The organism is Streptomyces exfoliatus, from assembly GCF_000725545.1.
Classification (GTDB): Bacteria; Actinomycetota; Actinomycetes; order Streptomycetales; family Streptomycetaceae; genus Streptomyces; species Streptomyces exfoliatus.
The window spans coordinates 1-25,776 of record NZ_JNZP01000016.1 but is presented as its reverse complement, the minus strand read 5'-3'; the positions used below and the strand labels follow the sequence as shown (position 1 = coordinate 25,776).

Genomic DNA, 25,776 nt, shown 5'->3' with positions numbered 1-25,776 from the left:
GTGAGTGCTGGCTGAAGAGCGGCGTGAGGTGCTCCTGCGCTTGGTGGAGCGCCGGGGATCGATCAAGGTGAAGGACGTGGCGGAGGAGATGGGGGTCTCCGCCGTCACCGTGCGCCAGGACGTCCGGGAGCTGGCAGGCCGGGGGCTGATCGTCCGTGTCCACGGAGGTGCCATGTCGCCAACCGCGGCGCAGGCGGCCGACGTGCCCGGCCCCGCCGCCCCCCGGCCCTCGGCGCGGCAGGGGGATGCCTTCGGGCTGATCGTCCCGCCGGGGGGCTATTACTACCCCGAGATCATCCGAGGTGTGCAGGATGCGGCGCGCACGCACGGGGTGCGCATTGTGCTCGCGGTTTCCGGTGAGACGTTGGCGGACAACCAGGAGCAGGTGCGACGGCTGATCGCGGCGGGCGTCGACGGTCTGCTGTTGATGCCGCGCGCCGGACTCGAACCCGTGGACCTGGCCGAGGAGTGGCTGGCCGGCCTCGAGATACCGGTCGTTCTCGTGGACCGGCGGGCTGGTGCGCAGGCCGGGAGGCTGGAACAGGTCGCGTCGGACCACGCCCATGGCGCGGGCCTGGCCGTCCGGCACCTCGCCGGTCTTGGGCACGAGCGGATCGCGCTTGCCGCCAGGGCGGAGAGCCCCAACACCCCGTTGATCAGGGAGGGGTACGTGTCGGCCTGTCAGGCCCTGGGGCTGACGTCGGGCCCGGAGTACGGCATTGATCCGGCCGACGGGCAGGCGTCGGCCGAGTGGCTGGAGGAGCTCGTGTCGGCGGTCGAGGCGGGTGACGTGCGAGCCGCCCTGGTCCACAACGATCTCGATGCCGTCACTCTGGTCGGCCTCCTTCAGGCGCGCGGCCTCCGCGTTCCGGAGGATCTGGCGATCGTGACGTACGACGACGAGGTCGCCGAGCTGAGCGATGTGCCCCTCACGGCTGTGGCACCGCCCAAGCGGGCCGTGGGGGAGTGGGCGGTCGACCTGATGCGTCGCAGGCTCGCCGATCCGGCCGCCCCGCTGGCCGAGCTGCTGCTCCGCCCGGAGCTGCGCGTACGGGACTCCAGCGGGGCCTCCTCCGCAGCGGGTGAACACGCGTAGAGCGCGGACAGGAGGCCGGTGCCACATCGCATCAGTTGATTTCGTTATCTGTCGAATGAAGCTCTAGGGATTGACGAAGCCGTATTTACTGACGAATGATTCCGGTCAACGCCCCAGCGAACGATCGGTGCACATCATGCGTCGCAGAACCACGGCCGTCATGGCCGGCTCCGTCACGGCTCTCGCCCTGCTTGCCACCGCCTGCGGTGGAGGAGCGGATCAGGGCGCTTCCCCGACCGAGGCGAAGAAGACCGGTGAGGTCACCTTCTGGTCCTTCGTGAAGGGGTCCGACAAGGTGGCTGCGGCTTTCAACCGCAGCCACCCGGACATCAAGGTGACCTTCGAGACGGTCCCGTCGGGCCAGGAGTACTACTCCAAGCTCACCAACGCGGTGAAGGCCGGCACCGCGCCGGACGTCGCGGTGGTCGAGTACCCGCACCTGCCGGAGTTCGCGGCCCAGGGGAAGGTCGAGGACCTGAGCGCCACCCTCGGCCCGGTCGTGAAGGAGCAGTTCCCCGAGGCGGCGCGGCAGCTGGTGAACCTCGGCGGCAGGACCTGGGGCGTCCCGCGTGACGCGGCGCCCCTGATGATGATGTACCGCAAGGACTTCTTCACCCGGCACAAGATCGGCGTCCCCACCACGTGGGACGCGTACCGGAACATGACCGAGCAGGTGAAGAAGGCCGACCCCGCCGCCCGCGGCGGCGTCCTGTACACGGACAATCCGGGGCTCCTGGAGGCGCTTTCCTGGCAGGCCGGCGGGCAGTGGTTCTCGGCCGAGAAGGACTCCTGGAAGGTCACCGTCGACGACGGCCCGTCGAAGAAGGTCGCCGCCTACTGGGGTGACCTCGCCCGCAAGGACCTCATAGGCTCGCTGAGCCAGCTGGACCCGTTCTGGACGAGCGTCCAGAAGGGCCGGACCGTCGCCTACGTCTGCGCCAGCTGGTGCGCAGGGGCTCACCAGGCGACCGTCCCCGACCAGAAGGGGAAGTGGGCCGTGGCGCCCGTGCCCACCTGGGACGGCAAGCCGGCCTCGGGCATGTACGGAGGTTCGTCCTTCGTGATTCCGAAGGGGTCCGACAACAGCGGGGCCGCCGCCGAGTTCATCAAGTGGATCACCACGGACCCCGAGGGCATGAAGGCCTGGGTGTCGTCCGGCACCAGCAGCATGTTCCCCGCGGACCCGAAGCTCGTGCCGGTCACGAAGGCGGCCTTCAAGACGGACTACTACGGCGGGCAGGACATCTACACCCTCATGGCGCGGTCCTACGACGCCATCCGGCCCGGCTGGACGTGGGGCCCGGTCATGGGCGCCACCAACACGGCCATCGTGGACCAGCTCCCGAAGGTCGCCGACGGCACGGTGACCCTGCCGGGCGTCCTCGCCACCGCGGAGCAGGCCACGGTCGCGCAGATGAAGCAGCGCGGCCTGACGGTCGCCGCCCCGTAGGGGCCCGGAGCCTGGAGAGTCGGCCCGCCCGCTCGGCGGGGCCGGCCCCCGGCTCCCTCTCGCACTCGCTCTCCCCCGCCCCACCCAAGGAAGGCCGGTATGGCAAGCCCATCCGCCCGAGGTCAGCGCCGGACCGCCGCACTGCTCCTCACCCCGTTCTTCGGCCTGTTCGCGGCCGTCACCCTCGCCCCGCTGTTCTACGCGGCATGGCTGAGTCTGTTCACCACCCGCACGTCCGGCCTTGGGTTCGGCGGTACGGAAAACGTCTTCTCGGGGCTGGGGAACTACGCTCGCGCGTTGTCCGACGAGGCGTTTCGCGACGGTTTCCTCGTCATCGCCGTGTACTGCGCGGTCTACATCCCCGTGATGATCGGCGGATCGCTGGTCCTGGCCCTGCTGCTCGACTCGGGCCTGGCCAAGGCGCGGAACTTCTTCCAACTGGCGCTCTTCCTGCCGCACGCGGTGCCTGGACTGATCGCCGCGCTGATCTGGGTGTACCTCTACACACCCGGCCTGAGCCCCGTGATCGACTTCCTGGAATCCGGCGGCATCGACGTCAACTTCCTGTCGGTCGACAACGCCGTGTTCTCCGCGGCCAACATCGCCGTCTGGGAGTGGATGGGCTACAACATGGTCATCTTCTATGCCGCTCTGCAGGCCGTGCCCCGCGAGACGCTGGACGCGGCGAAGGTCGACGGCGCCGGCGCCGTACGGACGGCGCTGTCCATCAAGGTCCCGATGATCCGCCCAGCGATCGCGCTCGCGGTCCTGTTCACGGTCATCGGTTCGATCCAGCTCTTCACCGAGCCGAAGGTCATCTACAACGCCTCCAGCGCGATCGGCAGCAGCTTCACGCCGAACATGTACGTCCAGACGGCCGCCTTCCAGAACAACGACTTCGGCCTGGCGGCAGCGGCGTCCCTGCTGATCGCCCTGTTCGCCGCCGTGCTGTCGTTCGTCGTCACCCGTATCTCACGCCGCGGGAGCAAGTCGTGACCAAGTCCTCCACACTCGACGCTCCGGCCCTCGCGCCCGTGACGCCGCCGCAGTCCGGCCGTCGGCCGACACCTCGAAGGCGCAAGGGCGCCGCGAAGTCACCGTCCGCCCTGCTGTCCAAGGCCGGGGTCACGGCGATGCTGGGCCTCGCCACCCTCTACACCCTGCTGCCGCTGACCTGGCTGCTGCTGTCCTCCACCAAGAGCCGGGAGGATCTGTTCGGCACGAACGGCTTCGCGCTGGGCGACGAGGTCCACCTCACCGAGAATCTCGGGCACCTGTTCACGGCTGACGACGGCGTCTACCTGCGCTGGCTGATCAATACGGTGCTGTACGCCGGTGTGGGGGCGCTCCTGGCGTCGGTTTTCAGCGTCGCCGCCGGATACGCGTTCGACAAGCTCACGTTTCCCGGGAAGGAGCGCCTGTTCTCACTGGTGCTGCTGGGCGTGATGGTGCCCGGCACGGCGATGGCGATCCCGCTGTACCTGCTCGCCGCGAAGGTCGGCCTTGTGAACACGTTCTGGGGCGTGTTCATCCCCGGACTGGTCTTCCCGTTCGGCGTCTACCTGGCCCGGGTCTTCAGCGCCTCCTACGTGCCGGACGAGGTCCTGGAAGCGGCGCGGATGGACGGGGCCAGTGAGTTCCGGACCTTCTGCCGCATCGCGTTCCCGATGATCGCGCCCGGTTTCGTGACCATCTTCCTCTTCCAGTTCACCCAGATCTGGAACAGCTTCTTCCTGCCCTTGGTGATGCTTTCCGACCAGGACCTCTACCCGGTCAACCTCGGTCTCTACGTCTGGTACTCGTCAGCGCTCACGCAGGGCCATCCCGAGGACTACCTGCTGGCCGTCGTCGGCTCGCTCGTGGCAGTGGCCCCGCTGATCGCCATCTTCCTGATGCTGCAGCGGTTCTGGAAGTCCGGCATGACCGCCGGCGCCGTCAAGTAGGCCGCCACCGTGAGGAACCCATCCATGCGCCCGACCCCGACCACCCGCCCTCGCGCCCTATTCGCCATGGGCCGGCGCCACCGGGACGCGATGTTCCCGCCCGCCGAGATCCAGCGTCTGACGGCGTTCGTCGACATCGACCCGGACCACGTCGCCGAGGACCTCACCGATGAACCGGCCCTGGAGGACGTGGAAATCCTGATCACCTCCTGGGGATGCCCCGTCCTCGACGAGGAGATCCTGGCGCGCGCACCGGCCCTGAAGGCGATTGTCCACGCGGCAGGCAGCGTCAAACACCATGTGACACAGGCCTGTTGGGACCGCCGACTGGCAGTCTCCTCGGCCGCCGCCGCCAACGCCGTCCCCGTCGCCGAGTACACGGTCGCCGCGATCCTCTTCGCCAACAAGCGGGTCCTCGACATCGGAGGCCTCTACCGCGACCACCGTGCCGCCCTCGACTGGTCCCAGCAGTTCCCCGGGTTCGGCAACTACCGCCGCACAGTGGGACTGGTCGGCGCGTCCCTCGTCGGGCGCAAGGTCCTCGAACTGCTGCGGCCCTACGACCTCGACCTGCTCCTCGCCGACCCCCACGTCGACGCCGCGCAGGCCGCGGAGCTGGGCGCCCGGCACGTGGACCTCGACGAACTCATGGCCGGCTCGGACGTGGTCTCGCTGCACGCCCCCGCGCTGCCGGAGACCGAGCACATGGTCGACGCCCGCAGGCTGTCACTGATGCGCGACGGAGCCACGCTGATCAACACGGCACGCGGGTCCCTCGTCGACACCGAGGCCCTCACCGCCGAGGTCGTGACCGGTCGCATCGGGGCGGTCATCGACGTCACCGAGCCGGAGGTGCTCCCCGCCACCTCACCGCTCTACTCCCTGCCCAACGTGCTCCTCACCCCGCACATCGCCGGCTCGCTCGGCGGCGAACTCCACCGGATCACCAGCAGCGCCGTTGACGAGGTCGAGCGCTACTGCGCCGGCGAACCGTTCGCGCACGCCGTGCACCACGCCGCCCTCGCGACGTCGGCCTGACACGTCCGGTCCCCGGATTCCGTCCATCTGGGGACCGGCCGACCCCTCCCGTGGGCTCCCCACCACGGCTCTTGCTCCTCCCCGCTTTGTGTCCCCGCACAACGACCAAAGGAGTCCCCCCATGCAAGACCATCCTTCGATGGGCAGGCGCCAGTTGCTCATGGCAGGCGGTGCCCTCGGGCTCGCCGCGGCCGCGGGCCCGCTGCTCACCGCACCGGCCCAGGCCAAGGACACGGCCGACGGACCCTGCACCCGCATCACCGATCTCGGCCCCGGCATCGAGCAGTTCGCGCTCATGAGCGCGCTCCAGGTTGGTGACACGGTCTACATCGGGTCCCGCAACCTCGAACCGACCCGGGTGATCGCCTTCCACCTGCCGACGCGCAAGGTCGTGTCCCAGACCGTCCTCGGCGTGGGTCACTCGATCCAGGCGCTCGCCGCCGACTCCACCGGCAGGTACCTGTACGCGGGCATCCTGACCAAGGGCGACGAGGGCAAGCCGAACATCTTCCGCTGGGACCTGACCACCCCGGACAAGCCTGCCGTGGGCGTCGGCCGGACCGAGGACCGCGACATCCGCGACCTCGCCGTCGCCCCGGACGGCACCGTGTACGCGGTGGGCGGGATCCCCGGGAAGGCGCCCGCGCTGTGGAAGTACGACCCGGTCACCGGCACGGTGACCAATCTCGGCATCCCCGATCCGAAGGCGACCCTGGCCAGGGCCGTCGCCGCCACGGACACGACCGTCTTCTTCGGCGCCGGCAGCGTCCTGGCCGGTGGGGACGCAGCGAGCAAGGCCTCGCTGTACGCGTACGACCGGGCGGCGGGCACCTTCACCAACGTCACGCCGCCGGAGATGGAGAAGGACCCCAGCCTGCGCGACCTCGCCGTCTTCGGCGACCGCCTCGCCGTCAGCACCTCGGGATCGACCGAGCCCGCCAAGCTCGCCGTCATGGACCTCGCCGACCTCTCCTCGTACACCGTGACGCCCACCACTGGCAAAGTCGTCAAGAACCTGACCGCGAACGGCGACACGGTCTACTTCGCCACCGACGCCGGTCTGCACGCCTACTCGACGGCGACCAAGGTCGTCGCCCCCGTCGCGTTCGACGGCGACCTCGGCGAGATCTGGGGCCTGGACCACGCCGGTGGCAAGCTGACCGTCGTCTCGGGTTACGGCTTCGTCGGCGAGGTCGACACGGCCGCCGGTACGTCCGTCGTCACCGACCTCGGCCAGGCGGGCGCACCCGTCACGCCGCAGACCACGATGGGTATCGCCGCCGACCACCGGTTCGTCTACGTCGGCGGCAACAACGGCATCGCACGCCACGACCTGCGCAACGGCAAGGTGGTCAACCTCCGGGCGCCCGGCGAGGCGAAGGACGCCGAAGTATTGAATGGGGTGCTCTACACCGGCCAGTACAGCTCGCAGGGCATGTGGACGTACGACCCCACGAACGACGAACAGCCCCACCAGCTCGCGGCCTTCCCGAGCGAGCAGAACCGTCCGCTCGACGTCTGCTACGACCCGGTCAACGAGCTCCTGCTGGTCGGCGCGCAGTCCGACACCGAGGGCGGCGGATCCCTGTGGACGTACTCCCCGAAGACCGTCAAGAAGAGCGTGTACATCAACCCGGTCGACGGGACGCAGCTGGTGCGTGCCGTCGCCACCCGGGACGGCGTCGCCTACCTCGGCGGTGACAACCCCACCACCCAGGGACCGCGCGGCACCATCGTCGCCTTCGATCCGGTCGCCGGGCGCGAGCTGTGGCGCCTTGATCTCCCCGCGACCCTGACCACGGGAACGGCCGCGCTGGCGGTGCACGGTCGGCATCTGTACGGACTCACGCGGAAGGGCGGGTTCTTCGTCGTCGACGTCACGATCCGCCGGGTGATCCACACCGCCGATCACCGCGCCCTATGCCCCGGCTTCGCGTCCATGGTCACCAGCCGGGGCATCGTCTACGGCGTCTCCGACACCACCCTGTTCCGCTTCGACCCCAACACGTTCGGCGTCAGCACTGTCGTCGCCGAGATCAACGGCGCCTGGTACAGCGGCCCGCACGTCAACGCCGACAGTCGCGGCCTGCTCTACACGATGCGCGGCCACAACCTCGTCCGTATCGAAGACAGGCCGGTGATCTGACGATGAAGAAGTCGACGAGGCGGTCCATCATGGCCGCAGCGATCGCGGGGACGCTCACCATCGCAGGCCTGGCCACCGCGCAGGCGGGGCAGGACGGCGTGAGCCGGGCTTCGGAGGGCTCGTGCAGCAGTAGCAGCATCGCATCGAATCTGCTGACGATCGACTACCTGAACGGCCAGCTGAACTCAGGCATCCCCAACCTGACCACGACGCACGCGACCGCGGCCGACGCGTCGTACGTCGTCGCATCAGGGGCTGACCACGCCGTCGCCCACAAGGTGACCCTGGGCGACGCCGGTTACGTCTCCGACGGAGCCCCGCGCAGCGAGAGCGCCACGAACGACGTCCACGAGGGCAAGTTCGTCGTGGGCGACAAGCAACGGTACGAGTTCAGCGTCCTGTTGAAGGACTGGAAGACGTACGTAACAGGGGACTCGGAATCCGGCGACATCATCTTCCAGGGGAAGCACGCCGGCGGAAACTCTCCGTCCTTCTATCTCATGACCAAGCGGAACAGCATCGCCTTCAGGTCGCCGACCCTCAACCTCCAGGCCACCGTGGTCGCCGACTTCCGCCCGCACCTCGGTGAGTGGATGCGCTTCCGCGTGGACGTGAGCTGGACGGACGACAGCACCGGCTACTACAAGGTCTCCACCCGGATGCCTGGCGAATCGCAGTTCACGCTGCGGCAGACGTACGAGAACGTGCAGACCTTCCACCCCGAGAGCCCGGCCGACTTCGGCTACCTCAAGTGGGGCCTCTACCGCCCCGGCCAGACGATCGAAAAGGGGGACGTACCGACGCGCATCGTCTATCACGACGACATCCGCGTCCTGGATCTCTCCCAGGGATGAGCCTGCGGGGCGAGGCTCCTCCACCCGAGGAGGTCCTCGCCCCGCACAGCCGCAGTACGACGCGGCAAGAGATACGAACCAGTGGTCCGAACGGCCTGGAAGTCACCAGTGAGAGTGTTCCCGTGAGACATGTCATCGCCCTCGATGTGGGCGACACCGGAATGAAAGCGGCTCTGGTCGGGCTGGACGGGGCGCTGTTGTACGAGGCGCGGCAGGCCACCGGGCGCGAGCGCGGGCCCGACGCCGTCGTGGAGTCGATCCTCGGCTTCGCGAAGGAGCTGCGCGCCCACGGAGAGAGGCACTTCGGCACGGCGGCCGAGGCCGCGGGGGTCGCCGTACCCGGCACTGTCGACGCGGAGCGCGGCGTCGCCGTCTACTCCGCCGGCCTGGGCTGGCGGAACGTCCCGCTGCGGGGGCTGATCAGCTACAGGCTCGGGCGGATCCCCGTCGCGCTCGGGCACGACGTACGCGCCGGCGGCCTCGCCGAGGGCCGCATCGGGGCGGGCCGCGGCACCGGCCGGTTCTTGTTCGTGTCGCTCGGCACCGGCATCGCCGGTGCGATCGGTATGGACGGCGGCATCGAGGCCGGCGCCCGCGGCGGCGCCGGCGAGCTCGGCCACATCGTCGTACGACCCGGCGGCCCCGTGTGCGGCTGCGGCGGGCGCGGCTGTCTGGAGGCCGTGGCCTCCGCAGCCGCGGTCGGTCGCGCCTGGGCCGTGGCGAGCGGTGATCCCGCCGCCGACGCCGCCGACTGCGCCCGGGCCGTCGCGGCGGGCGACGAGGCGGCGAACGGGGTGTGGCGGGCGGCGGTCGACGCCCTCGCCGACGGCCTGCTCACCGCGCTCACGGTCCTGGACCCCCGCACGCTGATCATCGGCGGCGGCCTCGCCGAGGCCGGAGAAACCCTGCTCGCACCCCTACGCGCCGCAGTGGCGGAACGCATCACGTTCCAGAAGCTCCCCACGATCGTCCCGGCGGCCCTCGGGGACGCCGCCGGGTGCGTGGGCGCGGGGCTGCTCGCCCGGGACCTGCTCGCCGCGGCGGCGGCCGTCTGACGGCGGCGGCCCACGGCTCGTTCAGCGAGGAGCCCAGGGCGTGCGCCGGCCGACGTGGCGGTGCACGCCCTGTCGGGCAGGTGGATCGTCGTCCGCCCGTCGTCCGACGGAGGGGCGGTGGTGGGCGGATGCAGAGTGCTACAGGACGTGGACGACGGCGATCGCTGCCAGCGTGAGCGTGGTGGCAAGGGCGGCGGCCGCGGTGCCCGGCGCCATGGTCGGAGGTTCCTCGGCGTGACGCAACGTGGTGATCCGGTGGTGCGCGACGGCCCAGAAGGTGAGCAGTGCGATGACCATCACCGCTGTGTGCATCGCGGGGGAGTGGGCTGTCTGGCGGCTCGCCAACAGGGCTGTGGCCGTCCAGGTGAGGGTGGTCCGGCGCCAGGCGAGCCGCGTGCGTTCGGGTTGGAGCCCGGGGTCGCGGTTGCTCGGTGCGGTCATGCGCTGCCTTGGGCCACGACGGCCACCATGGTGACGGAGACGATGGTCACCAAGACGGCGAGCAGTGCGGGAAAGGCGGTGGCCGGCAGGTCCTCGCCGCGTCGTATCGCCCGTTCGCAGCGGACCCAGTGGTGCACCGCCCGCACGGCGCACAGCGCGCCCGCGCCGATGGTGGCGAGTGCCAGAGCCGCCCGCACCGTCCCGTCGAGGCCCGTCAGGAACTGGTCGATGGCGAAGCCCCCGCCGATGAGCGCGAGCGCTGTCCGTATCCAGGCGAGGAAGGTCCGCTCGTTGGCGAGAGAGAAGCGGTAGTCGGGCGTTTCTCCGTCGTCCCGGATGCGTCTGGGCGTGAACGAAAGGCAGATGGTCTGTGCGGAGTCGCCCATGCCGCGCCCGCGTCGGCCCGGGCTCATCCGGCCGTGACGGTGCTGCGGGCACCGCTGGTGTCCGGATCGGAGGTACTGGCGGTGAAGAGCTGCGCCAGGACGGTGTAGGCGGCGCCGGCGGCGTGGCTGGAGGGGCCGGTCGCGGCGATCTCCAGTGCGGGAGGAGTGCTGGCGCCGTGAGCGTACTGCCGTCGGAACACCTGCTCCGTCCGAACGGTGAGTGCCGGAACGTTCATCTCGGGCGTGAAGGCGACCACGACACGTTCCGGGCCAAACATCTTGGCGGCGTTGGCCACGGCGGTACCGAGGCTGTCGGCCGCGCTCGCGAGAACGTCGTCGTCGCGGCCGACGAGGCTTCCCGGCTTCGTGCCGCGCCTTTCGAGTTCTCGCTGGATACCCCAGTGACTGGCCCAGGTCTCCAGACAGTCCTCCGCACCGCAGTGGCAGGGCCGCCCGGCATCCGTTCCGACGCGGGAGTGGGCGAACCCCCCGGCGGTGCCGCTGAAGCCACGGTGAATGCGTCCCCGCACCACCACGGAGGCGCCCAGACTCGCTCCCACGCTGAAGATCATGAGATCCCGACCGGTGAGCCTGTCGTCAAAAAGCAGCAGACCGGAGGCCACGGAGTTGACGTAGCTGTCGAGAACGACAGGAGTCCCCAGCAGTGCCGTCAGCTGCCGCTGGAGCGGCACGTTCTCCCAGCCCATCGATCCGCTGTGCCGGACGACGCCGCCCTGTTGGTCGACCACGCCCGACACGGCGACTCCGACGCCGATGAGGGTCGCGGAGGGCCTGCTCGCGGCGGCGCGGGCCACCGCGCGGGCGACGCTCTCGCCGACGTCCTGCGGGCGGGTGGAGGGCAGCGGCTCCTGGTGCGAGGCGACGACGTCACCTCGCAGATCAACCAGTACCACGTAGGCGTCGGTGTTCGACAGTCTGACGCCGGCGGCGAGCACCGCGTCGGTGCCCAGGTCGAGCAGGCGGGCGGGCCTCCCCCCGGTGTTGCGGACGGCGTCGGTCTCCGTGAGCAGTCCGGCGCCCAGCAGCCGGGCAGTGATGCCGGTGACGGTCGCCGGGCTCAGTCCGGTCTCGGTGGCGATCCTCGCCCTGGCCACAGGGCGATGAGCGCGGACGACGTCGAGGACCAGGGCTTCGTTGATCTCGCGGATCAGGGCTTTGCTCCCGGCGCGTGGCCTCATGACTGGCGGCTCCTTCTGGTGATCGCTCGGCATGGACGGGTCTCCGTCCTCCGGGTGGGTGAGCCCAGTGTAGTTTATTCGGTCATTGACAGAAGTAACTCTCAGGGTTAGCTTCGCCGCATGAGTCACCACCTCGGAGTGGGCCAGGAGCAGCGCCTTCAGGGCTCACACATCCGGATCCTCCTGAGCGTCCCCCCAGGAGAGAAGGAAGCCTTCTTCCCTCCGGCGACGCTTCGGGCACTGGCAGCGCTCGGTGAGGTCACCGAGCGGGAGCCGGCCGCGCTGCAGTCGGAGCAGGCCTTTCGCCAGGCCCTCGACGGCGTCCACGTTCTCGTCACGGCCTGGGGATTTCCCCGGCTCGATGCCGCTCGCCTCGCGCTGGCACCCGATCTGCGTTTCGTCATGCACGCCGCGTCCTCGCTCCACTGGCTGGTCAGCGACGACTTCTGGGCCACCGGCCTGCCCATCTCCCAGGCGGGAGCGGCGATGGCTCCGGCTGTCGCGGAGCTCTCCCTGGGCTTCACCCTGTCCCTGCTGCGCCGGACCCACCGGCACGACCACGCGCTCCATTCCGGTCAGAGCTGGGAGACGGCCGCCGGTTCCGAGCGGGCACGCGAGATCAGCGGGGCCCGTATCGGCGTCGTCGGCGCCTCGCGGACCGGGCGGCGCTACATCGACATGTGCAAGGCGCTCGGCGCCGACATCCGCGTCTACGACCCGTACGTCCAGCCCGGTGACCCGCTCGCCGAGTCCACCACCGGCCTTCGGGAGCTGCTCGCGTCGAGCGACGTCGTCGCCGTGCACGCCCCCGCCACACCGGAGACGCACGGCATGATCGGCCCGGACGAAATCGCCGCGATGCGTGACGGCACACGGTTCGTCAACACCTCCCGGCCCTCGCTCGTGGACATGGACGCCTTGTTCGAGGCGGTCGCCTCGGGCCGGATCGATGCCGCTCTCGACGTGTTCGACAGCGAGCCGCTGCCCGTCGACGACCGCTGGCGCCGCCTGCCGAACGCCCTCCTCACGCCGCACATCGCGGGCGCGACCGCCGACTCGCGGCAGCGCGCCGGGCGGATCGTCGTGGAGGAGATCCGACGGCACCTGGCCGGAGAGCCCCTGGAGCACGCGCTGACGCGCGAGGACCTGGCGAGGATGGGATGACCGCGCCCACGGCACGCAACATTCTGCTGCTGCACTGCCACGACCTGGGCCGGTTCCTCGGCGCGTACGAGGTTCCCACCGTGGTCTCACCGCATCTGGACGCCCTCGCCGCGCAGTCGGCCCTGTTCGAGGCGGCGTTCGCCACCGCCCCGCACTGCAGCCCCGCCCGGGCCTCCCTGTTCACCGGCACGTACCCGCAGAGCAACGGGGTCCTCGGACTCACCCACGACCCCTTCGGCTGGGACCTCACCGACCCCTCGACCCACCTCGCCGGCCGACTGCGCGCGGCCGGGTACGCGACCGAACTCATCGGTGTGCACCACGAGTCACGGGTCCTGGCGGACGACGTCGTGGCCGAGCGCCTCGGTTTCGACCGGGTCCGCAGCGGCGGCGACCGGGACACGGTCGTCGAGCGCACCGTCGAGGCCCTCGACCGGGCGGCCGCGTCGGACACCCCGTTCTACCTGCAGGTCGGATTCCACGAACCGCACCGCACGCCGTCGAAGAGGGACCGCCCCGGAGTCATGGGCTTCCTCGGCGACAAGGTGACCGCGGACGACTCCCTCGGGATCACCGTCCCCCCGTATCTCCAGGACGACGTGGGCGCCCGCGAGGAGATCGCCGAACTACAGGGCGCCGTAAGCCACATGGACGAGGGCGTCGGCAGCATCCTCGCCCACCTCGACGCGCTCGGTCTGACCGACGACACCATCGTGGTGTTCACCACCGACCACGGCCTCGCGCTGCCCCGGGCGAAGTGCACACTCTACGACCCCGGCCTGGAAGTCGCGCTCATGATGCGCGTACCAGGCCGGCCCGACTGGTGCGCCCGCCGCGTCGAAGGCCAGGTCAGCCATGTCGACGTCCTGCCCACCCTGTTCGAACTCGTCGGCCTGCCAGAGCCTGCGGACGGTCAGGGCGTCAGCCTGGTCCCCGTCGTGGAACAGGACCGCCCGGCTCGTACCCACACCTTCGGGCAGCTGTCCCACCACATCTACTACGACCCGAAGCGCTCGGTGCGGTCCGCGTCGCACAAGCTGGTCGTGAACTTCTCCAACGCCCCGCGGGCCATGGACCCCACCCAGTCGTGGATACGGCGCAGCCTCCCCGTGGATCTCAACGGCTCCAGCATCGGCTCCAGTCCCGCTCTGGAGTTGTACGACCTGGTCCGCGATCCGCACGAGCGGGCCAACCGTGCCCTGGACCCCGCCTACGAGGGCGTCCGGGATGAGCTCGCCACCGCGTTGCTGGACTGGATGCGTGCCACAGGCGATCCGCTCCTCAGCGCGCCGCCGCTGCAGCGGCGGCATCAGGACGCTCTCACCGCGCTGAGCGACGCCGCCCGCGACCAAGGGACGCAGCCGCTTCCCGGTTCCTCCGCCCCCATCTGTCACTCCCTTGCCGACAAGGCCGTCGCACCTCCACGAGAGAGAGAAACAGCATGAGCACACGACCGCTTCGCTTCGCGGCCCTCGCCGCTGCCGCCACGATGGCGATCACGGCCTGCTCGGGCTCGGGTTCCGGTGACGGCAAGGCCGAGGTCACGCTGTGGATGTACCCGGTCATCAAGGACGAGGCCGCGAGCAAGAAGTACTGGGCCGGGACCGAAGCCGCCTTCGAGAAGGCCCACCCCGACATCGACCTGAACATCGAACTTCAGACCTTCGACAAGCGTGACGCCCAGATCTCCGCAGCCCTCGCCGCGGGATCCGGCCCGGACATCGTCCTGATCACCCCCGACCAGGCCGCGACCTACCACAAGGTGCGGGGGCTGCTTCCCGTCGACGACGCCGTCGCCGACGACCGTACGAAGTTCTTCCCCGGGACGCTCGAGGCCGCCACCATCGAGGGCAAGCTCTACGGCGTCCCCGCCTTCCAGAACGTCAACACCACCGCCTACAACACCAAGATCTTCGCCGATGCGGGCCTCGACCTGCCGAAGACCTGGGACGACGTACGCGCGGCGGCCCCGGTGCTCGCCAAGAAGGGCATCGCCGTCATGGACTACGCCGGCAGCCCCGAGCAGACCCTGAACCTCTCGTTCTATCCGCTGCTCTGGCAGGCCGGGGGGTTCGTCTTCAGTCCGGACGGCAACGACGTCGCGTTCGACTCGCCCGCCGGCGTCTCCGCTCTCCAGCTCCTCGTCGACCTGAAGAAGGCGGGCGGCCTCCCTCCCGAGGCGGCCACCGAAGGTCCCAAGGTCGAAGGGGCGCCCATCGCGACCGGCAAGGTCGCCATGCGACCCGTCACCTCCCTGCCCGAGCTCAAGCAGATGCGCGCCGCCCTCGGCAAGGAGAACGTGACCCTCGGCCTGCCCCTCCAGGGCAAGACCCGGGCGACCTACGGCAACCCCGGCCTGCTGTCCCTGACCTCCATCAATGAGGAGGAGAACCGGGAAGCCGCCTACGAGGTGCTCTCGTACCTCTCCTCGGCCGAGTCCCAGGAATCGCTCAACGCGGCCGCGGGCAACCTGCCGACCCGCGTCGACGTCGACGCTTCGGCCACGGACCCCGACCTCAAGGTCCTGAACGAAACCCTCCAGTACGCCAACCCCGGTGAGCCCTCGCCCTTCGCCCGCCAGGTGATGGCCACGCTGGCGCCGTACATCCAGGCCGCCCTCGGCGGCGACCTTACGCCGAAGGAGGCGCTGAAGAAGGCCGCCGAGGAAGCGCGCGCCCTTCTCGCCCGGTCCTGAACCCGTCAGGGGAGTGCGCGGTCCCCGCCAACCGACCGCGCGCTTCCTCTCCTCCCCGCTGATAGGCCGCCATGCCCGTGTACACACCTCCGAGCACCGGCTCGGACAGCCGACCGTCCCGCCATCCTGAGCCCATGCACCTCTCTCCGAGCAGTCGGGCGGCCCGGCGCCGTCTGAAGCGCCGTGAGGCTATGGCGGGCATCCTGTTCGTGCTGCCGACGCTCGTCATCTTCGCGGTGTTCAAGTTCCTTCCCATCGCCGGCGCCGGTGCGATGAGCCTGACGCGCTACCGTCTCAACGGCGACGTCAGCTATCTGGGGGCCGAGAACTACACGCGCCTGTTCTCCGACCCCCACTTCTGGCAGAGCCTCGGCGTGACGGTGAGCTACGTGCTCATCTTCGTGCCGCTCATCATCGTCGTCTCGCTGGCCGGCGCGCTGCTCCTGAACAAGATGGTGAGGTTCACCGGCACGTTCCGGGCCGTGCTCTTCGTCCCGTACCTCAGCTCCTTCGTGATGGCCGGCATCATCTGGTCCTGGATCTTCGACATGGACGGGCCGCTCAACGCCGCGCTCGGCGGACTCGGACTCGGCCCGGTCCCGTTCCTCACCGGGGACCAGCTCCTGGTCCTCGCCAGCCTCGCGCTGGTCTCGGTGTGGAAGGGCTTCGGATACTCGATGCTCGTCTTCCTCGCCGGACTCAAGGCCCAGCCCGCCGAGGTGCACGAGGCGGCGCGCCTCGACGGGGCGAGCAGCTGGCAGGCGTTCCGGCATGTGACCCTCCCGCTGCTCAAGCCCGTGATGTTCTTCGTCCTCGTGATCGAGACGATCATCGGCTTCCAGGTGTTCGACACCATCTACGTGATGACCGGCGGCGGCCCCAACCGGGCCAGCCACAGCCTCATCTACTTCCTCTACGACGAGGGCTTCAAGTTCCTCGACTTCGGCTACGCGGCGGCGATCGGCATGGTCCTCTTCGTCATCGTGCTCGTCCTGTCCCTCGTCCAGCGACGCCTCGTAGAAGGCAAGGAGACCAAGTGACCGCCCAGCCCTCCACCCTCGACGCCGGCCGCCCCGCCGCCCGTCGGCCCCGCAACCGGCTGCCGGCCCTCGCGCTCACCGTCATCTCGCTGTTCACCGTCGCGCCGCTGATCGCCGTGGTTGTCCTCGCCCTCTCGCCCGAGGACGCGCCCACCCTGCCGCACGCGATCCCCGACTCCCTCACGCTCGACAACATCACGCGGATCTTCGAGGTCGGAGAGTTCCCGCTTTGGCTCCTCAACTCCTTGGTCTACTCCGTGGTCTCCGTGGTGGTCATCCTCCTCACTGCCTCCATGGCCGCCTACGCCCTGGTGCGCAAGAGGTTCCCCGGGCGCAACGCGGTGCTGTGGGCGATCGTCGCCACCTTGATGGTGCCGATGCAGGCCACGCTCATCCCCACCTTCATCCTGGTGGCCCGCATGGACGGGGTGAACACCCTGTGGGGCCTGATCATGCCGACCCTCGCCAACGCCCAGGCGGTCTTCCTCATCCGGCAGTTCGTCCGCGACCTGCCCGACGAACTCTTCGACGCGGCACGGATCGACGGTGCGGGGGAGTGGCGGACCTTCGTGCAGATCGTGCTGCCGCTGATCCGGCCGGTGCTCGCCACGCTCGCCATCTTCGTCTTCCTGTGGCACTGGAACGACCTCCTGTGGCCGCTTGTCGTCGGCCAGACGGACGAGGCCCGGACCCTGACGGTCGGACTCGCCACCCTGCACACCGAGACGGTGTCCACGGCCGGCATCATGTCCGCCGCCCTCGTGAGCTTCATCCCCTGCTTCGTGATCTTCATGGTTCTCCAGCGGCACATCGTCGCCGGCGTCACCTCGTCGGGGGTGAAGGGATGACGTACGACGTGACAGCGCCACCCCTGCGGTTCGGACTCATTGGCGTCGACTCCCCGCACGCACCGTCCTTCACCCGACTCTTCGGAGACGGAGTCACCGGCACCGTGGCGGGCGGCACGGTCGTCGCGGCCTGGAGGGGCGTGGCGGCCGAGGACTTCCCGCTCAGCCGGGACCGCATCGACGCCTTCGCCCAGGAGGTCTCCGATCTGGGGGTGCCGCTGTACGACACTCCCGAGGACGTCGCCGAGCGCTGTGACGCCCTGCTCGTCGTCGCCTCCGACGCCCGTACCCACGCCGGTTACTTCACCCGGCTGACGCCGTTCGGCAAGCCGGTCTACGTCGACACGCGCTTCGCTCTCACGGCGGAGGACGCCCGGGCCATGCTGGCGACGGCAGGTGCCCACGGGTGCCTGCCGCTGGCGGGCTCACCGAAGCGCTTCACACCCGAGTTCCGCCGCGCCACCGGCTGGGGGCGGGCCGACCGCGTCGACCTGACCGGCCCGTTGCCCACCCAGCCCGGCCACGCCTTCCTGGCCTGGTACGGCGTGCACCTGGTCGACCTCGCGGTCGCGGCGCTCGGGCCGGGATGCGCGCAGGTCGACGCCTCGACCGGCGACAGGGTCACGCTGACCTGGCCGGACGGACGGGTGGCGACCCTCGGAGGTGAGGAGCGGTGGTCACCGCTCACGACGGGGCGCGTCAGCGGTCCCGGCGGAGCACGTGAATTCACCATCGAGGCCGGACCGCCCATGCTCACCGGGCTGCTCGCCTCGATCGTCGACGCCTGCCGCACCGGCATCCCCAACGTCCCCGAGGCGGAGGTGCTCGACATCGTCGCGATCGTCGAGGCCGCCCACCGCAGCCGCACGAGCGGCGCACCGGTGACCCTGTCATGACCCGTCAGCGGTCGTGCTGCGCCGCGAGCCGCGAGACCGGACTGGCGCAGCGGCTGCTCGCGACGGGGCCGAGCGTGGCGGCGGAACGGTCCCCGTCCCGACCCTCGGGCATGGCGCTTCTGCCCGGAGGTACGTTCCTGATGGGCACCGACGCCGGTGACGGGTACGCCGCCGACGGTGAGGGACCGGTGCGCGAGATCCGCCTCGCCCCGTTCCTGATCGACACCACGACGGTCACCAACGAGGCGTTCGCCGAGTTCGTCGACGCCACCGGGTGGGTGACGCTGGCGGAGCGGTTCGGCTCGTCGTTCGTGTTCGCCGGTCTGCTGCCCGACGGCGTACGGGGCGGCCGCCCCGTACCGGCGACACCGTGGTGGCGGGAAGTCGCGCACGCCGACTGGCGCCGTCCGGAAGGCCCCGGATCGGACATCGCCGACCGTATGGACCACCCGGTGGTCCACGTCACCTGGCGTGACGCCCGCGCCCACGCGAAGTGGGCGGGCAAGCGCCTGCCCACCGAGGCCGAATGGGAGTACGCGGCCCGCGGCGGTCTGACGCAGGCCCGCTACCCGTGGGGCGACGAGCGCGAGCCCGGCGGTGCGCACCGGATGAACGTGTGGCAGGGCGAGTTCCCCGCGCACAACACCGCTGCGGACGGTCACCTCGGCACCGCGCCGGCCGACGCGTACGAACCCAACGGGTACGGGCTGTACAACACCTGCGGCAACGTGTGGGAGTGGTGCTCCGACTGGTTCCACCCCACATGGCACGCCACCGGCCCCCGGACCGACCCCGCCGGGCCACCGAGCGGGGGCCGCAAGGTGATGCGCGGCGGCTCCTACCTCTGCCACGAGAGCTACTGCTTCCGCTACCGGGTCGACGCACGCAGCTCCAACACCCCCGACAGCAGCGCCGGCAACATCGGCTTCCGCTGCGTCGCCGAAACCGGCTGACCTGACACAGGTAACCCAGCCCCTACCTCTCACAAGGAGGTGGGGGCAGCCACATAGCGAATAGCAAGCGCTTTCTGCACTCAGTTGCAGTTAGTTCCACGCCACACCAGAGGGAGACACGAGCATGAGCCGCAAAGTCATAGGCATCGTGATGAACGGCGTGACCGGCCGCATGGGCTACCGCCAGCACCTGGTCCGCTCCGTGCTGGCCATCCGCGAACAGGGCGGTCTGCCCCTGGACGACGGAACCGTCATCTGGCCCGAACCGATCCTCGTCGGCCGCAGCGACCGCAAACTGAAGGAACTGGCAGACCGACACGGCCTGGAGCACTGGACCACGGACTTGGACGAGGCCCTGGCCCACCCCCTCGCCGAAATCTACTTCGACGCCCAGGTCACCACGGCGCGGGAGAAGGCGATCCGGACCGCGATCGCGGCCGGCAAGCACATCTACACCGAGAAGCCGACCGCCGAATCCCTCGACGCCGCACTGGAACTGGCCCGGCTGGCACGCGAGGCGGGCGTGTGCAACGGAGCCGTGCAGGACAAGCTGTTCCTGCCCGGCCTGCTGAAGCTCAAGCGGCTCATCGACAGCGGCTTCTTCGGACGGATCCTCTCCGTACGCGGCGAGTTCGGCTACTGGGTCTTCGAAGGCGACTGGCAGACCGCCCAGCGCCCCTCCTGGAACTACCGTGCCGAGGACGGCGGCGGCATGATCCTCGACATGTTCCCGCACTGGCGGTACGTACTCGACGGCCTGTTCGGCGAGGTCCGCTCCGTGTACGCGCACACCGCGACCCACATCCCCGCGCGGGTCGACGAGCAGGGCCGGAGCTACCCGGCGACGGCGGACGACGCCGCCTACGGCGTCTTCGAGCTGGAGGGCGGCATCACCGCCCAGATCAACTCTTCCTGGGCCGTACGGGTCGACCGCGACGAGCTGGTCGAGTTCCAGGTGGACGGCACTGAGGGCAGCGCCGTCGCGGGCCTGCGCAACTGCCGTGTCCAGCACCGCTCCCTGACGCCGAAGCCGGTGTGGAACCCGGACCTGCCGGTGACCGAGTCGTTCCGCGACCAGTGGCAGCAGGTCCCGGACAACGGCGAGTTCGACAACGGCTTCAAGATCCAGTGGGAGCTCTTCCTCAAGCACGTGGTGACCGGCTCCGCGTACCACTGGGACCTGCTGGAGGGCGCCAAGGGAGTCCAGCTCGCCGAACTCGGCCTGCGCTCCGCCCGCGAGGGCCGCCGTCTCGACGTCCCCGCACTGGAGATCTGATGACACTCGTCCTGCGCCTCCCGGACGGCCCCCACCGTCTCCGCGCCCCCGCCGTCCTCGACGTGCCCGACCGCACGATCACCTCCCGGGTCGTGTACGCCGCCGCACATGTGGTCGCCGATCCCCTGGGGGACAACCGCCCGGGAGCCCCTGCGGCCGTCGACTGGGACACCACGCTCGCCTTCCGCCGGCACCTCTGGTCCCTCGGCCTGGGCGTCGCCGACGCCATGGACACCGCCCAGCGCGGCATGGGCCTCGACTGGCCCGCCACCCGTGAACTCATCACCCGGTCCGGAGCGGAGGCCCGCGCCGTGGGCGGACGCCTGGCCTGCGGCGTCGGCACCGATCACCTCACCGGGCCCCCTCCCCTGCCCGCCGTCATCGACGCCTACCAGGAACAGCTGGCCGTCGTGGAGGAGGCCGGCGCCCGGCCGATCCTGATGGCGAGCCGCGCACTGGCCGCGGTGGCCAAGGGGCCCGAGGACTACCTCCACGTGTACGGCGAGGTCATCGACACCGCTTCGCAACCGGTGATCCTGCACTGGCTGGGCGAGATGTTCGACCCGGCACTGGCCGGCTATTGGGGCGGCGCGAACCTGGACGACGCGACCGACACGGTGCTCGACCTGATCAGGGAGAACCAGCCGCGCGTCGACGGCATCAAGGTGTCCCTTCTCGACGCCGACCGGGAGATCGCGCTAAGGCGCGCGCTGCCGGAGGGCGTACGCATGTACACGGGGGACGACTTCAACTATCCCGATCTGATCCGCGGGGACGAGGTCGGTCACAGCGACGCGCTGCTGGGTGTCTTCGACCCCATGGCGGCGGTTGCGTCGGCCGCGCTGCGTGCCCTGGACTCGGGCGACATCGCTCGGTACGACGCGCTGATGGAGCCCACCCTGCCGCTGGCCCGGCACCTGTTCGCCGCGCCGACGTACCACTACAAGACAGGCGTGGTCTTCCTTGCCTGGCTGGCCGGCCACCAGAGTCACTTCACCATGGTGGCCGGTGCGCAGAGCGGGCGTTCCGTCCCCCATCTGACCGAGCTGTTCCGGCTCGCCGACGCGGCCGGCGTCCTTCCCGACCCGGAGCTCGCGGTCCACCGGATGCGCCAGTTCCTCCACGTCGCGGGGGTAGACGCGTGACCGGCCTGGAGCGTCTGTCGCTGAACCAGATCACCACCAAGCGGTGGAGCCTTCCCGAAGCCGTCCAGGGGTGCGTGGACGCCGGTATCCCGGCGATCGGCCTGTGGCGGGACAAGGTCGCCGGAACAGGGTTTGCGGAGGCGGCGAAGCTGGTTCGCGACGCCGGCCTCGCCGTCAGCAGCCTGTGCCGCGGCGGCTTCCTGACCGTGGTCGAACGCCACCTGGCCCATGTGGCCGGCCCATGAGGGTCGTCATAGCCCCCGATTCGTTCAAGGGGACCGCGACGGCGGCGCAGGCAGCACGCGCCCTGGCCGACGGCTGGCGCTCCGTCCGGCCGCACGACGACCTGGTTCTGCTGCCCATGGCGGACGGCGGCGAGGGCACCCTCGAAGCCGTCGCGTCGGCCACACCGGGTACGGAGATGCGCCTGGTGCCGGGGTGCACCGGGCCCGACGGCCGTAGCGTCGACGGGGCGTACGCGATGCTCCCCGACGGTACGGCTCTGGTCGAACTCGCCTTCGCCAGCGGCCTTCCGCTGCTGGAAGGCCGAATCGCCCCGCTCACGGCCACGACACGTGGCACCGGTGAGACGATCGCGCGTGCCCTGGACGACGGCGCCCGACGCCTCGTGGTGGCCCTGGGAGGCTCGGCCTCCACGGACGGCGGCGCCGGACTCCTGAGCGCGCTGGGCCTGCGGCTGCTCGACGCCGACGGCCGTCTCCTCACGGACGGCGGCGGCGCCCTCGTCCAGGCCGCCACGGCCGACCTCACGGCGCTTCGTCCGCCGCCGCCCGGTGGAGTTCTCCTGCTGAGCGACGTGACGAACCCGCTGCGGGGGCCGGAGGGCGCGGCGGCCGTCTACGGCCCGCAGAAGGGCGCGGGACCAGGGGAAGTTGCCCATCTGGACCGCGGGCTCGCCCGCCTGGCCACGCTGCTCGGCGGGGAGCCCGAAGCCCCCGGCGCCGGGGCGGCCGGCGGCACGGCCTACGGCCTCGCGGCCGCCTGGGACGCCCGGCTGGTGCCCGGGTCGGCAGCCATCGCCGACCTGCTCGCCCTCGACCGCGAACTCGCCGCCGCCGACCTGCTGATCACGGGTGAGGGATGCTTCGACCGGACCAGCTCCCTGGGCAAGGCTGTCGGCGAGTCGTTGCACCGGGCCCACCGGGCGGGCACGTCCGCTGCGGTAGTGGCAGGGCGGGTTGCCGCGGCCGACGACAGGGCACACACACTGCTCGCCCTGACCGCACTCGCGGGCGACGACGTCTCCGCCCGCGCGCACGCGCCGCACTGGCTCCGGCGAGCCGGAGCGACCCTCGCGGCAGAGGCGTTCTAGTGGCTTGTCACGCGGACTTGGCCGGGTAGCCGCCCTGCTGCTCGCGGGCCGGCGGACCGTCTCGAAGACGGGATCCTTCGGCACCTGTCGCAACAGGTGCCGAAGGACGGACTTCGGGAAGCTGTGCAGCGTGCCGCTCGCCGCGAGGAGCGCCGAGACGCGGGTCAGCGGTCCTGGAGTTCGATGCGGACCAGGTTGCGGCCGCGGATCGCGTAGAACCGGCCTACCTCGTCGACCGTCGCGCGCGGGATGCCGTACCACTCGCCGTTCAGGGTGGCCAGGTCGGTGCGCTCGAAGGTCCGTGGGTCGAGCCGGAAGAAGGCCTTGCTGGAAGCGCAGAACACCTGCTCACGGCTCACCAGGAGCGTGCCGTAGTTGGGTACCACCGGCCCGTGGTTGGCGGTGTGGACCACCTGTCGTGTCGTCAGGTCGACCACGAAGAAGTCGCCCCGGTGACACATGATGTACAGATGGCGGCCCAGCACCGCGAGGCCGGTGATGCCGGTCGGCCTGGTCTGCGGAGTCATCCGCCACAGCTCGCGGTGGGACGTGGGATCCCACGCCACCACGGTCCCACCGCTGTTGCCGACGTTCTGCCCGCCGAGGAAGGCGATGCCGTCGTGCACCGCGACGGTCCGCACCATCTGGGTCTTGTCGATCGGGTTGACGGCGACCGTCGTCTCGGAGGTCCTCGGGTCGAAGGTCATGAGTGAGCCGCCGCCGAGGGTGTCGGACTGGAGGCCGATCAGCGCCACCTGGTTCCGGTCGTCCCAGACGATCTGGTGCGGCCGGTTCTGGCCGGGCGGCAGGAGGGCCTGCTTGCGGGTCCATTCGCCGTCGACCCGCGGGTCGTGGGCGAGGATGCCGATACCGTTGTACTGCGCGAAGTAGGCCACGCGCTCGTGGATGAGGATGTCCTTGGCCTCGCTCGGTGCGAGGATCCGGGTCTTCGTGCCGTCGCGGAGGTTGTGGCGCACCACCGCGTTGGTGCCGCCCACGTAGACGCCACGCGCTCCGGCGGCGATCGACATCGCCAGTTGGGGATCGGCCGGAGCGCCTCCGGCCACCAGGTCGTAGGCCGTGGCCTGACCGGTGGCGGGGTCCACCCGGTAGACGAGGCCGAACGCCGAGACGGCCATCACCGACCCGTCCCGTTCCCACAGCCCCCAGATCTCGCCGAACTCGCCCTCCTGGAGTTCGATCTCACGGAAGACCCCCGTGCTCAGCGTGAGCTCGACCAGCGTGCCGCCGTTGAAGTACACCTTGTCCTCGCCCACGAAGACCGGCAATCGCAGGAACTTTCCGCCGTGACGCAGTAGCCGGTACCGGCTCGGGTCGGCGAGGTCGATGATCGCGACCGCGGCTCCGTCTGCGGGGCTGGCACAGACGTAGAGCGTGTCACCCTTGAGGGCGATGTCGCGCACCTCGACGGCATCGGCGAACTCAGGGGGCAGCAGGGACGTGTACTCGCCGGTGGCGCGATCCATGACGAACAGGCCCGCCCTGGTGCTGGTCGGGGTCGCTCCGAGGGACGCGCCGGTGCCGATGTAGAGGTGGTGTTCGGTCGCCACCAGGCAGCGGATCATCGGCACGTGGGGGTCCGGTCCGGTGATCTCCGTCAGAGTGCCGGACGCCGGGTCGTACATCCGGAGCCGTGGAGCGGCCTCCTGACCACCGAAGAACAGCACACCGTCGGGCGCCATCGCGATCGCGTAGGGCCTCAGGCCGCCCAATGACGCCAGGTCCTCCTTCGGCGCGTCCGGCTGCGAAAGGTCGAGCCGGATAAAACCGGGCTCGGCACCTCCGCGTTCGTCGACCGCCGCATACAGGTATCGGCCGCCGGGGTCGGCGGCCAGCAGCTGGGTGCTGATCCCGGGCCCTGGCGTGATGCTCGTGACCTTCCGCGTGTTGAGGTCGTAGCCCACGATGCGCATGGGGTCGATGTTGCGCGAGGCGACGTACACCCGATCGCCGACGGGGATGCCGGCGGCCAGCGAGAAGTTGTTCACCGCCGGGCCCAGGTCGGTGATCCGGACACTGGGCGTGATCGCGGCGGCCGCCGTGCCGGGGGCGAACGCCGCAGCGAGGCCGGCGAGTGCCCCCCACTGCAGGACGCGGCGACGATCGATCGGGGACGAAGGGGTCATGAATACCACCTGGTGTCGGTGTCTGCTGAGGTCGGACCGTCGCGGGCGGAGCCCCGGGAACCGTGGTCGACGGCGTGAGCGCTGCCGGTCAACGTAGGAGCCCGAAAACGTTCTGTCAATGACCGAATAAAGTAGGTGAGGTAGTGCCCTGAACGGGTCGATCCCGATAGAGTGGTCTAGTCCACTCTCCTTCAGAAATGGCAGACCCTACGTGGAAGTTGTCATCGTCAAGGACGCCAAGGCGGGCGGCGAGCTCATCGCGGACGGCATCGCCGGCCTCCTGCGCCGCAAGCCGGACGCGCTGCTCGGCGTGGCCACCGGATCGACTCCGATCCCGATCTACGACGCCCTGATCGCCCAGGTCAAGGCCGGCGGCGTGGACGCCTCGCGGGCCCGGATCGCCCAGCTGGACGAGTACGTCGGGCTGCCGGCCGGGCACCCGGAGTCGTACCGCTCGACCGTGCTCCGCCAGGTCGTCGAGCCGCTCGGGCTCTCCCCCGAGGCGTTCATGGGCCCGGACGGCTCCGCCGAGGACGTCCTGGCCGCCTGCGAGGCGTACGACCGGGTGCTGGCCGAGGCCGGTGGCGTGGACCTGCAGATCCTCGGCATCGGCACCGACGGGCACATCGGCTTCAACGAGCCGTGCTCCTCGCTCGCCTCCCGCACCCGGA

General features: G+C 70.2%; 24 protein-coding genes. 20 read left to right on the top strand and 4 right to left on the bottom strand.

Annotated elements, in window-relative coordinates; genetic code table 11:
* Positions 1 to 4 precede the first annotated feature (4 nt).
* The 8 genes from IO20_RS0120040 (at position 5) to IO20_RS0120005 (ending at position 9,582) form a co-directional block, all read left to right on the top strand.
* Positions 5 to 1,096, top strand: coding sequence for a LacI family DNA-binding transcriptional regulator (locus tag IO20_RS0120040; protein ID WP_030552488.1), 1,092 nt, complete (start codon positions 5 to 7; stop codon positions 1,094 to 1,096).
* 136 nt (positions 1,097 to 1,232) lie between these two features.
* Positions 1,233 to 2,546: an ABC transporter substrate-binding protein gene (locus tag IO20_RS0120035; protein ID WP_030552486.1), complete on the top strand. Its 1,314-nt coding sequence runs from the start codon at positions 1,233 to 1,235 to the stop codon at positions 2,544 to 2,546.
* A gap of 99 nt (positions 2,547 to 2,645) precedes the next feature.
* Complete coding sequence (locus IO20_RS0120030) at positions 2,646 to 3,542, top strand: carbohydrate ABC transporter permease (protein ID WP_030552484.1); 897 nt, start codon at positions 2,646 to 2,648, stop codon at positions 3,540 to 3,542.
* Positions 3,539 to 4,489 carry a carbohydrate ABC transporter permease gene (locus IO20_RS0120025; protein WP_030552482.1) on the top strand — a complete coding sequence of 317 codons (951 nt, stop codon included), beginning with the start codon at positions 3,539 to 3,541 and terminating at the stop codon, positions 4,487 to 4,489. The genes IO20_RS0120030 and IO20_RS0120025 overlap by 4 nt, the downstream gene beginning before the upstream one ends.
* 24 nt (positions 4,490 to 4,513) lie before the next feature.
* Positions 4,514 to 5,527, top strand: coding sequence for a hydroxyacid dehydrogenase (locus IO20_RS0120020; protein WP_030552480.1), 1,014 nt, complete (start codon positions 4,514 to 4,516; stop codon positions 5,525 to 5,527).
* Positions 5,528 to 5,648: 121 nt separating this feature from the next.
* Entirely contained in the window at positions 5,649 to 7,673 is a 2,025-nt protein-coding gene (locus tag IO20_RS0120015) for an outer membrane protein assembly factor BamB family protein (RefSeq protein WP_030552478.1), read from the top strand.
* Positions 7,674 to 7,702: 29 nt separating this feature from the next.
* Positions 7,703 to 8,527 carry a heparin lyase I family protein gene (locus IO20_RS0120010; protein ID WP_245684986.1) on the top strand — a complete coding sequence of 275 codons (825 nt, stop codon included), beginning with the start codon at positions 7,703 to 7,705 and terminating at the stop codon, positions 8,525 to 8,527.
* A 122-nt stretch (positions 8,528 to 8,649) separates the two neighbouring features.
* Positions 8,650 to 9,582, top strand: coding sequence for an ROK family protein (locus IO20_RS0120005; RefSeq protein ID WP_030552474.1), 933 nt, complete (start codon positions 8,650 to 8,652; stop codon positions 9,580 to 9,582).
* A 138-nt stretch (positions 9,583 to 9,720) separates the two neighbouring features.
* On the opposite strand, the gene IO20_RS0120000 is transcribed toward IO20_RS0120005, so the two are convergent.
* The 3 genes from IO20_RS0120000 to IO20_RS0119990 are packed head-to-tail and all read right to left on the bottom strand — an operon-like array spanning position 9,721 to position 11,608.
* Positions 9,721 to 10,023, bottom strand: a complete 303-nt coding sequence (locus IO20_RS0120000) for a DUF202 domain-containing protein (protein WP_030552472.1) — start codon at positions 10,021 to 10,023, stop codon at positions 9,721 to 9,723.
* On the bottom strand, positions 10,020 to 10,409 hold the full coding sequence (locus IO20_RS0119995; protein ID WP_030552470.1) for a YidH family protein: 390 nt from the start codon (positions 10,407 to 10,409) through the stop codon (positions 10,020 to 10,022). Before IO20_RS0119995 ends, IO20_RS0120000 begins: the two co-directional genes overlap by 4 nt.
* A gap of 23 nt (positions 10,410 to 10,432) precedes the next feature.
* Entirely contained in the window at positions 10,433 to 11,608 is a 1,176-nt protein-coding gene (locus tag IO20_RS0119990) for an ROK family protein (RefSeq protein WP_051874580.1), read from the bottom strand.
* 120 nt (positions 11,609 to 11,728) lie between these two features.
* On the opposite strand from IO20_RS0119990, the gene IO20_RS0119985 reads away from it, so the two are divergent.
* The 11 genes from IO20_RS0119985 (at position 11,729) to IO20_RS0119935 (ending at position 22,958) form a co-directional block, all read left to right on the top strand.
* Positions 11,729 to 12,772, top strand: coding sequence for a hydroxyacid dehydrogenase (locus IO20_RS0119985; RefSeq protein ID WP_030552467.1), 1,044 nt, complete (start codon positions 11,729 to 11,731; stop codon positions 12,770 to 12,772).
* Complete coding sequence (locus tag IO20_RS0119980; protein WP_078946078.1) at positions 12,769 to 14,217, top strand: sulfatase family protein; 1,449 nt, start codon at positions 12,769 to 12,771, stop codon at positions 14,215 to 14,217. The genes IO20_RS0119985 and IO20_RS0119980 overlap by 4 nt, the downstream gene beginning before the upstream one ends.
* A complete protein-coding gene (locus tag IO20_RS0119975; protein ID WP_030552463.1) occupies positions 14,214 to 15,467 on the top strand; it encodes an extracellular solute-binding protein in 1,254 nt (417 codons plus the stop codon). The genes IO20_RS0119980 and IO20_RS0119975 overlap by 4 nt, the downstream gene beginning before the upstream one ends.
* A gap of 134 nt (positions 15,468 to 15,601) precedes the next feature.
* Positions 15,602 to 16,507, top strand: a complete 906-nt coding sequence (locus IO20_RS0119970) for a carbohydrate ABC transporter permease (RefSeq protein ID WP_037635896.1) — start codon at positions 15,602 to 15,604, stop codon at positions 16,505 to 16,507.
* Positions 16,504 to 17,355 (top strand): carbohydrate ABC transporter permease, encoded by an 852-nt coding sequence (locus IO20_RS0119965; RefSeq protein ID WP_106978626.1) that lies wholly within the window; start codon positions 16,504 to 16,506, stop codon positions 17,353 to 17,355. Before IO20_RS0119970 ends, IO20_RS0119965 begins: the two co-directional genes overlap by 4 nt.
* Positions 17,356 to 17,363: 8 nt before the next feature.
* Positions 17,364 to 18,251, top strand: a complete 888-nt coding sequence (locus IO20_RS0119960) for a Gfo/Idh/MocA family protein (protein ID WP_211270398.1) — start codon at positions 17,364 to 17,366, stop codon at positions 18,249 to 18,251.
* The gene (locus IO20_RS0119955; protein WP_078946077.1) at positions 18,248 to 19,204 is read left to right on the top strand and encodes a formylglycine-generating enzyme family protein; all 957 of its coding nucleotides are present in this window, start codon (positions 18,248 to 18,250) and stop codon (positions 19,202 to 19,204) included. Before IO20_RS0119960 ends, IO20_RS0119955 begins: the two co-directional genes overlap by 4 nt.
* A gap of 124 nt (positions 19,205 to 19,328) precedes the next feature.
* Positions 19,329 to 20,480, top strand: a complete 1,152-nt coding sequence (locus IO20_RS0119950) for a Gfo/Idh/MocA family protein (RefSeq protein ID WP_030552453.1) — start codon at positions 19,329 to 19,331, stop codon at positions 20,478 to 20,480.
* Positions 20,480 to 21,625: a dihydrodipicolinate synthase family protein gene (locus IO20_RS0119945; RefSeq protein WP_030552451.1), complete on the top strand. Its 1,146-nt coding sequence runs from the start codon at positions 20,480 to 20,482 to the stop codon at positions 21,623 to 21,625. The genes IO20_RS0119950 and IO20_RS0119945 overlap by 1 nt, the downstream gene beginning before the upstream one ends.
* Positions 21,622 to 21,870: a hypothetical protein gene (locus IO20_RS0119940; protein ID WP_030552449.1), complete on the top strand. Its 249-nt coding sequence runs from the start codon at positions 21,622 to 21,624 to the stop codon at positions 21,868 to 21,870. The genes IO20_RS0119945 and IO20_RS0119940 overlap by 4 nt, the downstream gene beginning before the upstream one ends.
* Positions 21,867 to 22,958 (top strand): glycerate kinase, encoded by a 1,092-nt coding sequence (locus tag IO20_RS0119935; protein WP_037635889.1) that lies wholly within the window; start codon positions 21,867 to 21,869, stop codon positions 22,956 to 22,958. Before IO20_RS0119940 ends, IO20_RS0119935 begins: the two co-directional genes overlap by 4 nt.
* A gap of 164 nt (positions 22,959 to 23,122) precedes the next feature.
* Here IO20_RS0119935 and IO20_RS0119930 read toward each other — a convergent pair whose 3' ends face one another.
* A complete protein-coding gene (locus tag IO20_RS0119930) occupies positions 23,123 to 25,105 on the bottom strand; it encodes a PQQ-binding-like beta-propeller repeat protein (RefSeq protein ID WP_030552445.1) in 1,983 nt (660 codons plus the stop codon).
* Positions 25,106 to 25,316: 211 nt separating this feature from the next.
* On the opposite strand from IO20_RS0119930, the gene IO20_RS0119925 reads away from it, so the two are divergent.
* A partial coding sequence (locus tag IO20_RS0119925) for a 6-phosphogluconolactonase (RefSeq protein ID WP_030552443.1) occupies positions 25,317 to 25,776 on the top strand: 460 nt, incomplete at its 3' end.

Bases quoted from the DNA above. Each gene is read 5' to 3' on its own strand.
- IO20_RS0119980 (WP_078946078.1), top strand. From the start codon at position 12,769: ATGACCGCGCCCACGGCACGCAACATTCTGCTGCTGCACTGCCACGAC.
- IO20_RS0120030 (WP_030552484.1), top strand. From the start codon at position 2,646: ATGGCAAGCCCATCCGCCCGAGGTCAGCGCCGGACCGCCGCACTGCTC.
- IO20_RS0119930 (WP_030552445.1), bottom strand. From the start codon at position 25,105: ATGACCCCTTCGTCCCCGATCGATCGTCGCCGCGTCCTGCAGTGGGGG.
- IO20_RS0119985 (WP_030552467.1), top strand. From the start codon at position 11,729: ATGAGTCACCACCTCGGAGTGGGCCAGGAGCAGCGCCTTCAGGGCTCA.
- IO20_RS0120035 (WP_030552486.1), top strand. From the start codon at position 1,233: ATGCGTCGCAGAACCACGGCCGTCATGGCCGGCTCCGTCACGGCTCTC.
- IO20_RS0119975 (WP_030552463.1), top strand. From the start codon at position 14,214: ATGAGCACACGACCGCTTCGCTTCGCGGCCCTCGCCGCTGCCGCCACG.
- IO20_RS0119970 (WP_037635896.1), top strand. From the start codon at position 15,602: ATGCACCTCTCTCCGAGCAGTCGGGCGGCCCGGCGCCGTCTGAAGCGC.
- IO20_RS0119950 (WP_030552453.1), top strand. From the start codon at position 19,329: ATGAGCCGCAAAGTCATAGGCATCGTGATGAACGGCGTGACCGGCCGC.
- IO20_RS0119990 (WP_051874580.1), bottom strand. From the start codon at position 11,608: ATGAGGCCACGCGCCGGGAGCAAAGCCCTGATCCGCGAGATCAACGAA.
- IO20_RS0120000 (WP_030552472.1), bottom strand. From the start codon at position 10,023: ATGACCGCACCGAGCAACCGCGACCCCGGGCTCCAACCCGAACGCACG.
- IO20_RS0120015 (WP_030552478.1), top strand. From the start codon at position 5,649: ATGCAAGACCATCCTTCGATGGGCAGGCGCCAGTTGCTCATGGCAGGC.
- IO20_RS0119935 (WP_037635889.1), top strand. From the start codon at position 21,867: ATGAGGGTCGTCATAGCCCCCGATTCGTTCAAGGGGACCGCGACGGCG.
- IO20_RS0119945 (WP_030552451.1), top strand. From the start codon at position 20,480: ATGACACTCGTCCTGCGCCTCCCGGACGGCCCCCACCGTCTCCGCGCC.
- IO20_RS0119955 (WP_078946077.1), top strand. From the start codon at position 18,248: ATGACCCGTCAGCGGTCGTGCTGCGCCGCGAGCCGCGAGACCGGACTG.
- IO20_RS0120020 (WP_030552480.1), top strand. From the start codon at position 4,514: ATGCGCCCGACCCCGACCACCCGCCCTCGCGCCCTATTCGCCATGGGC.
- IO20_RS0119995 (WP_030552470.1), bottom strand. From the start codon at position 10,409: ATGGGCGACTCCGCACAGACCATCTGCCTTTCGTTCACGCCCAGACGC.
- IO20_RS0120010 (WP_245684986.1), top strand. From the start codon at position 7,703: ATGGCCGCAGCGATCGCGGGGACGCTCACCATCGCAGGCCTGGCCACC.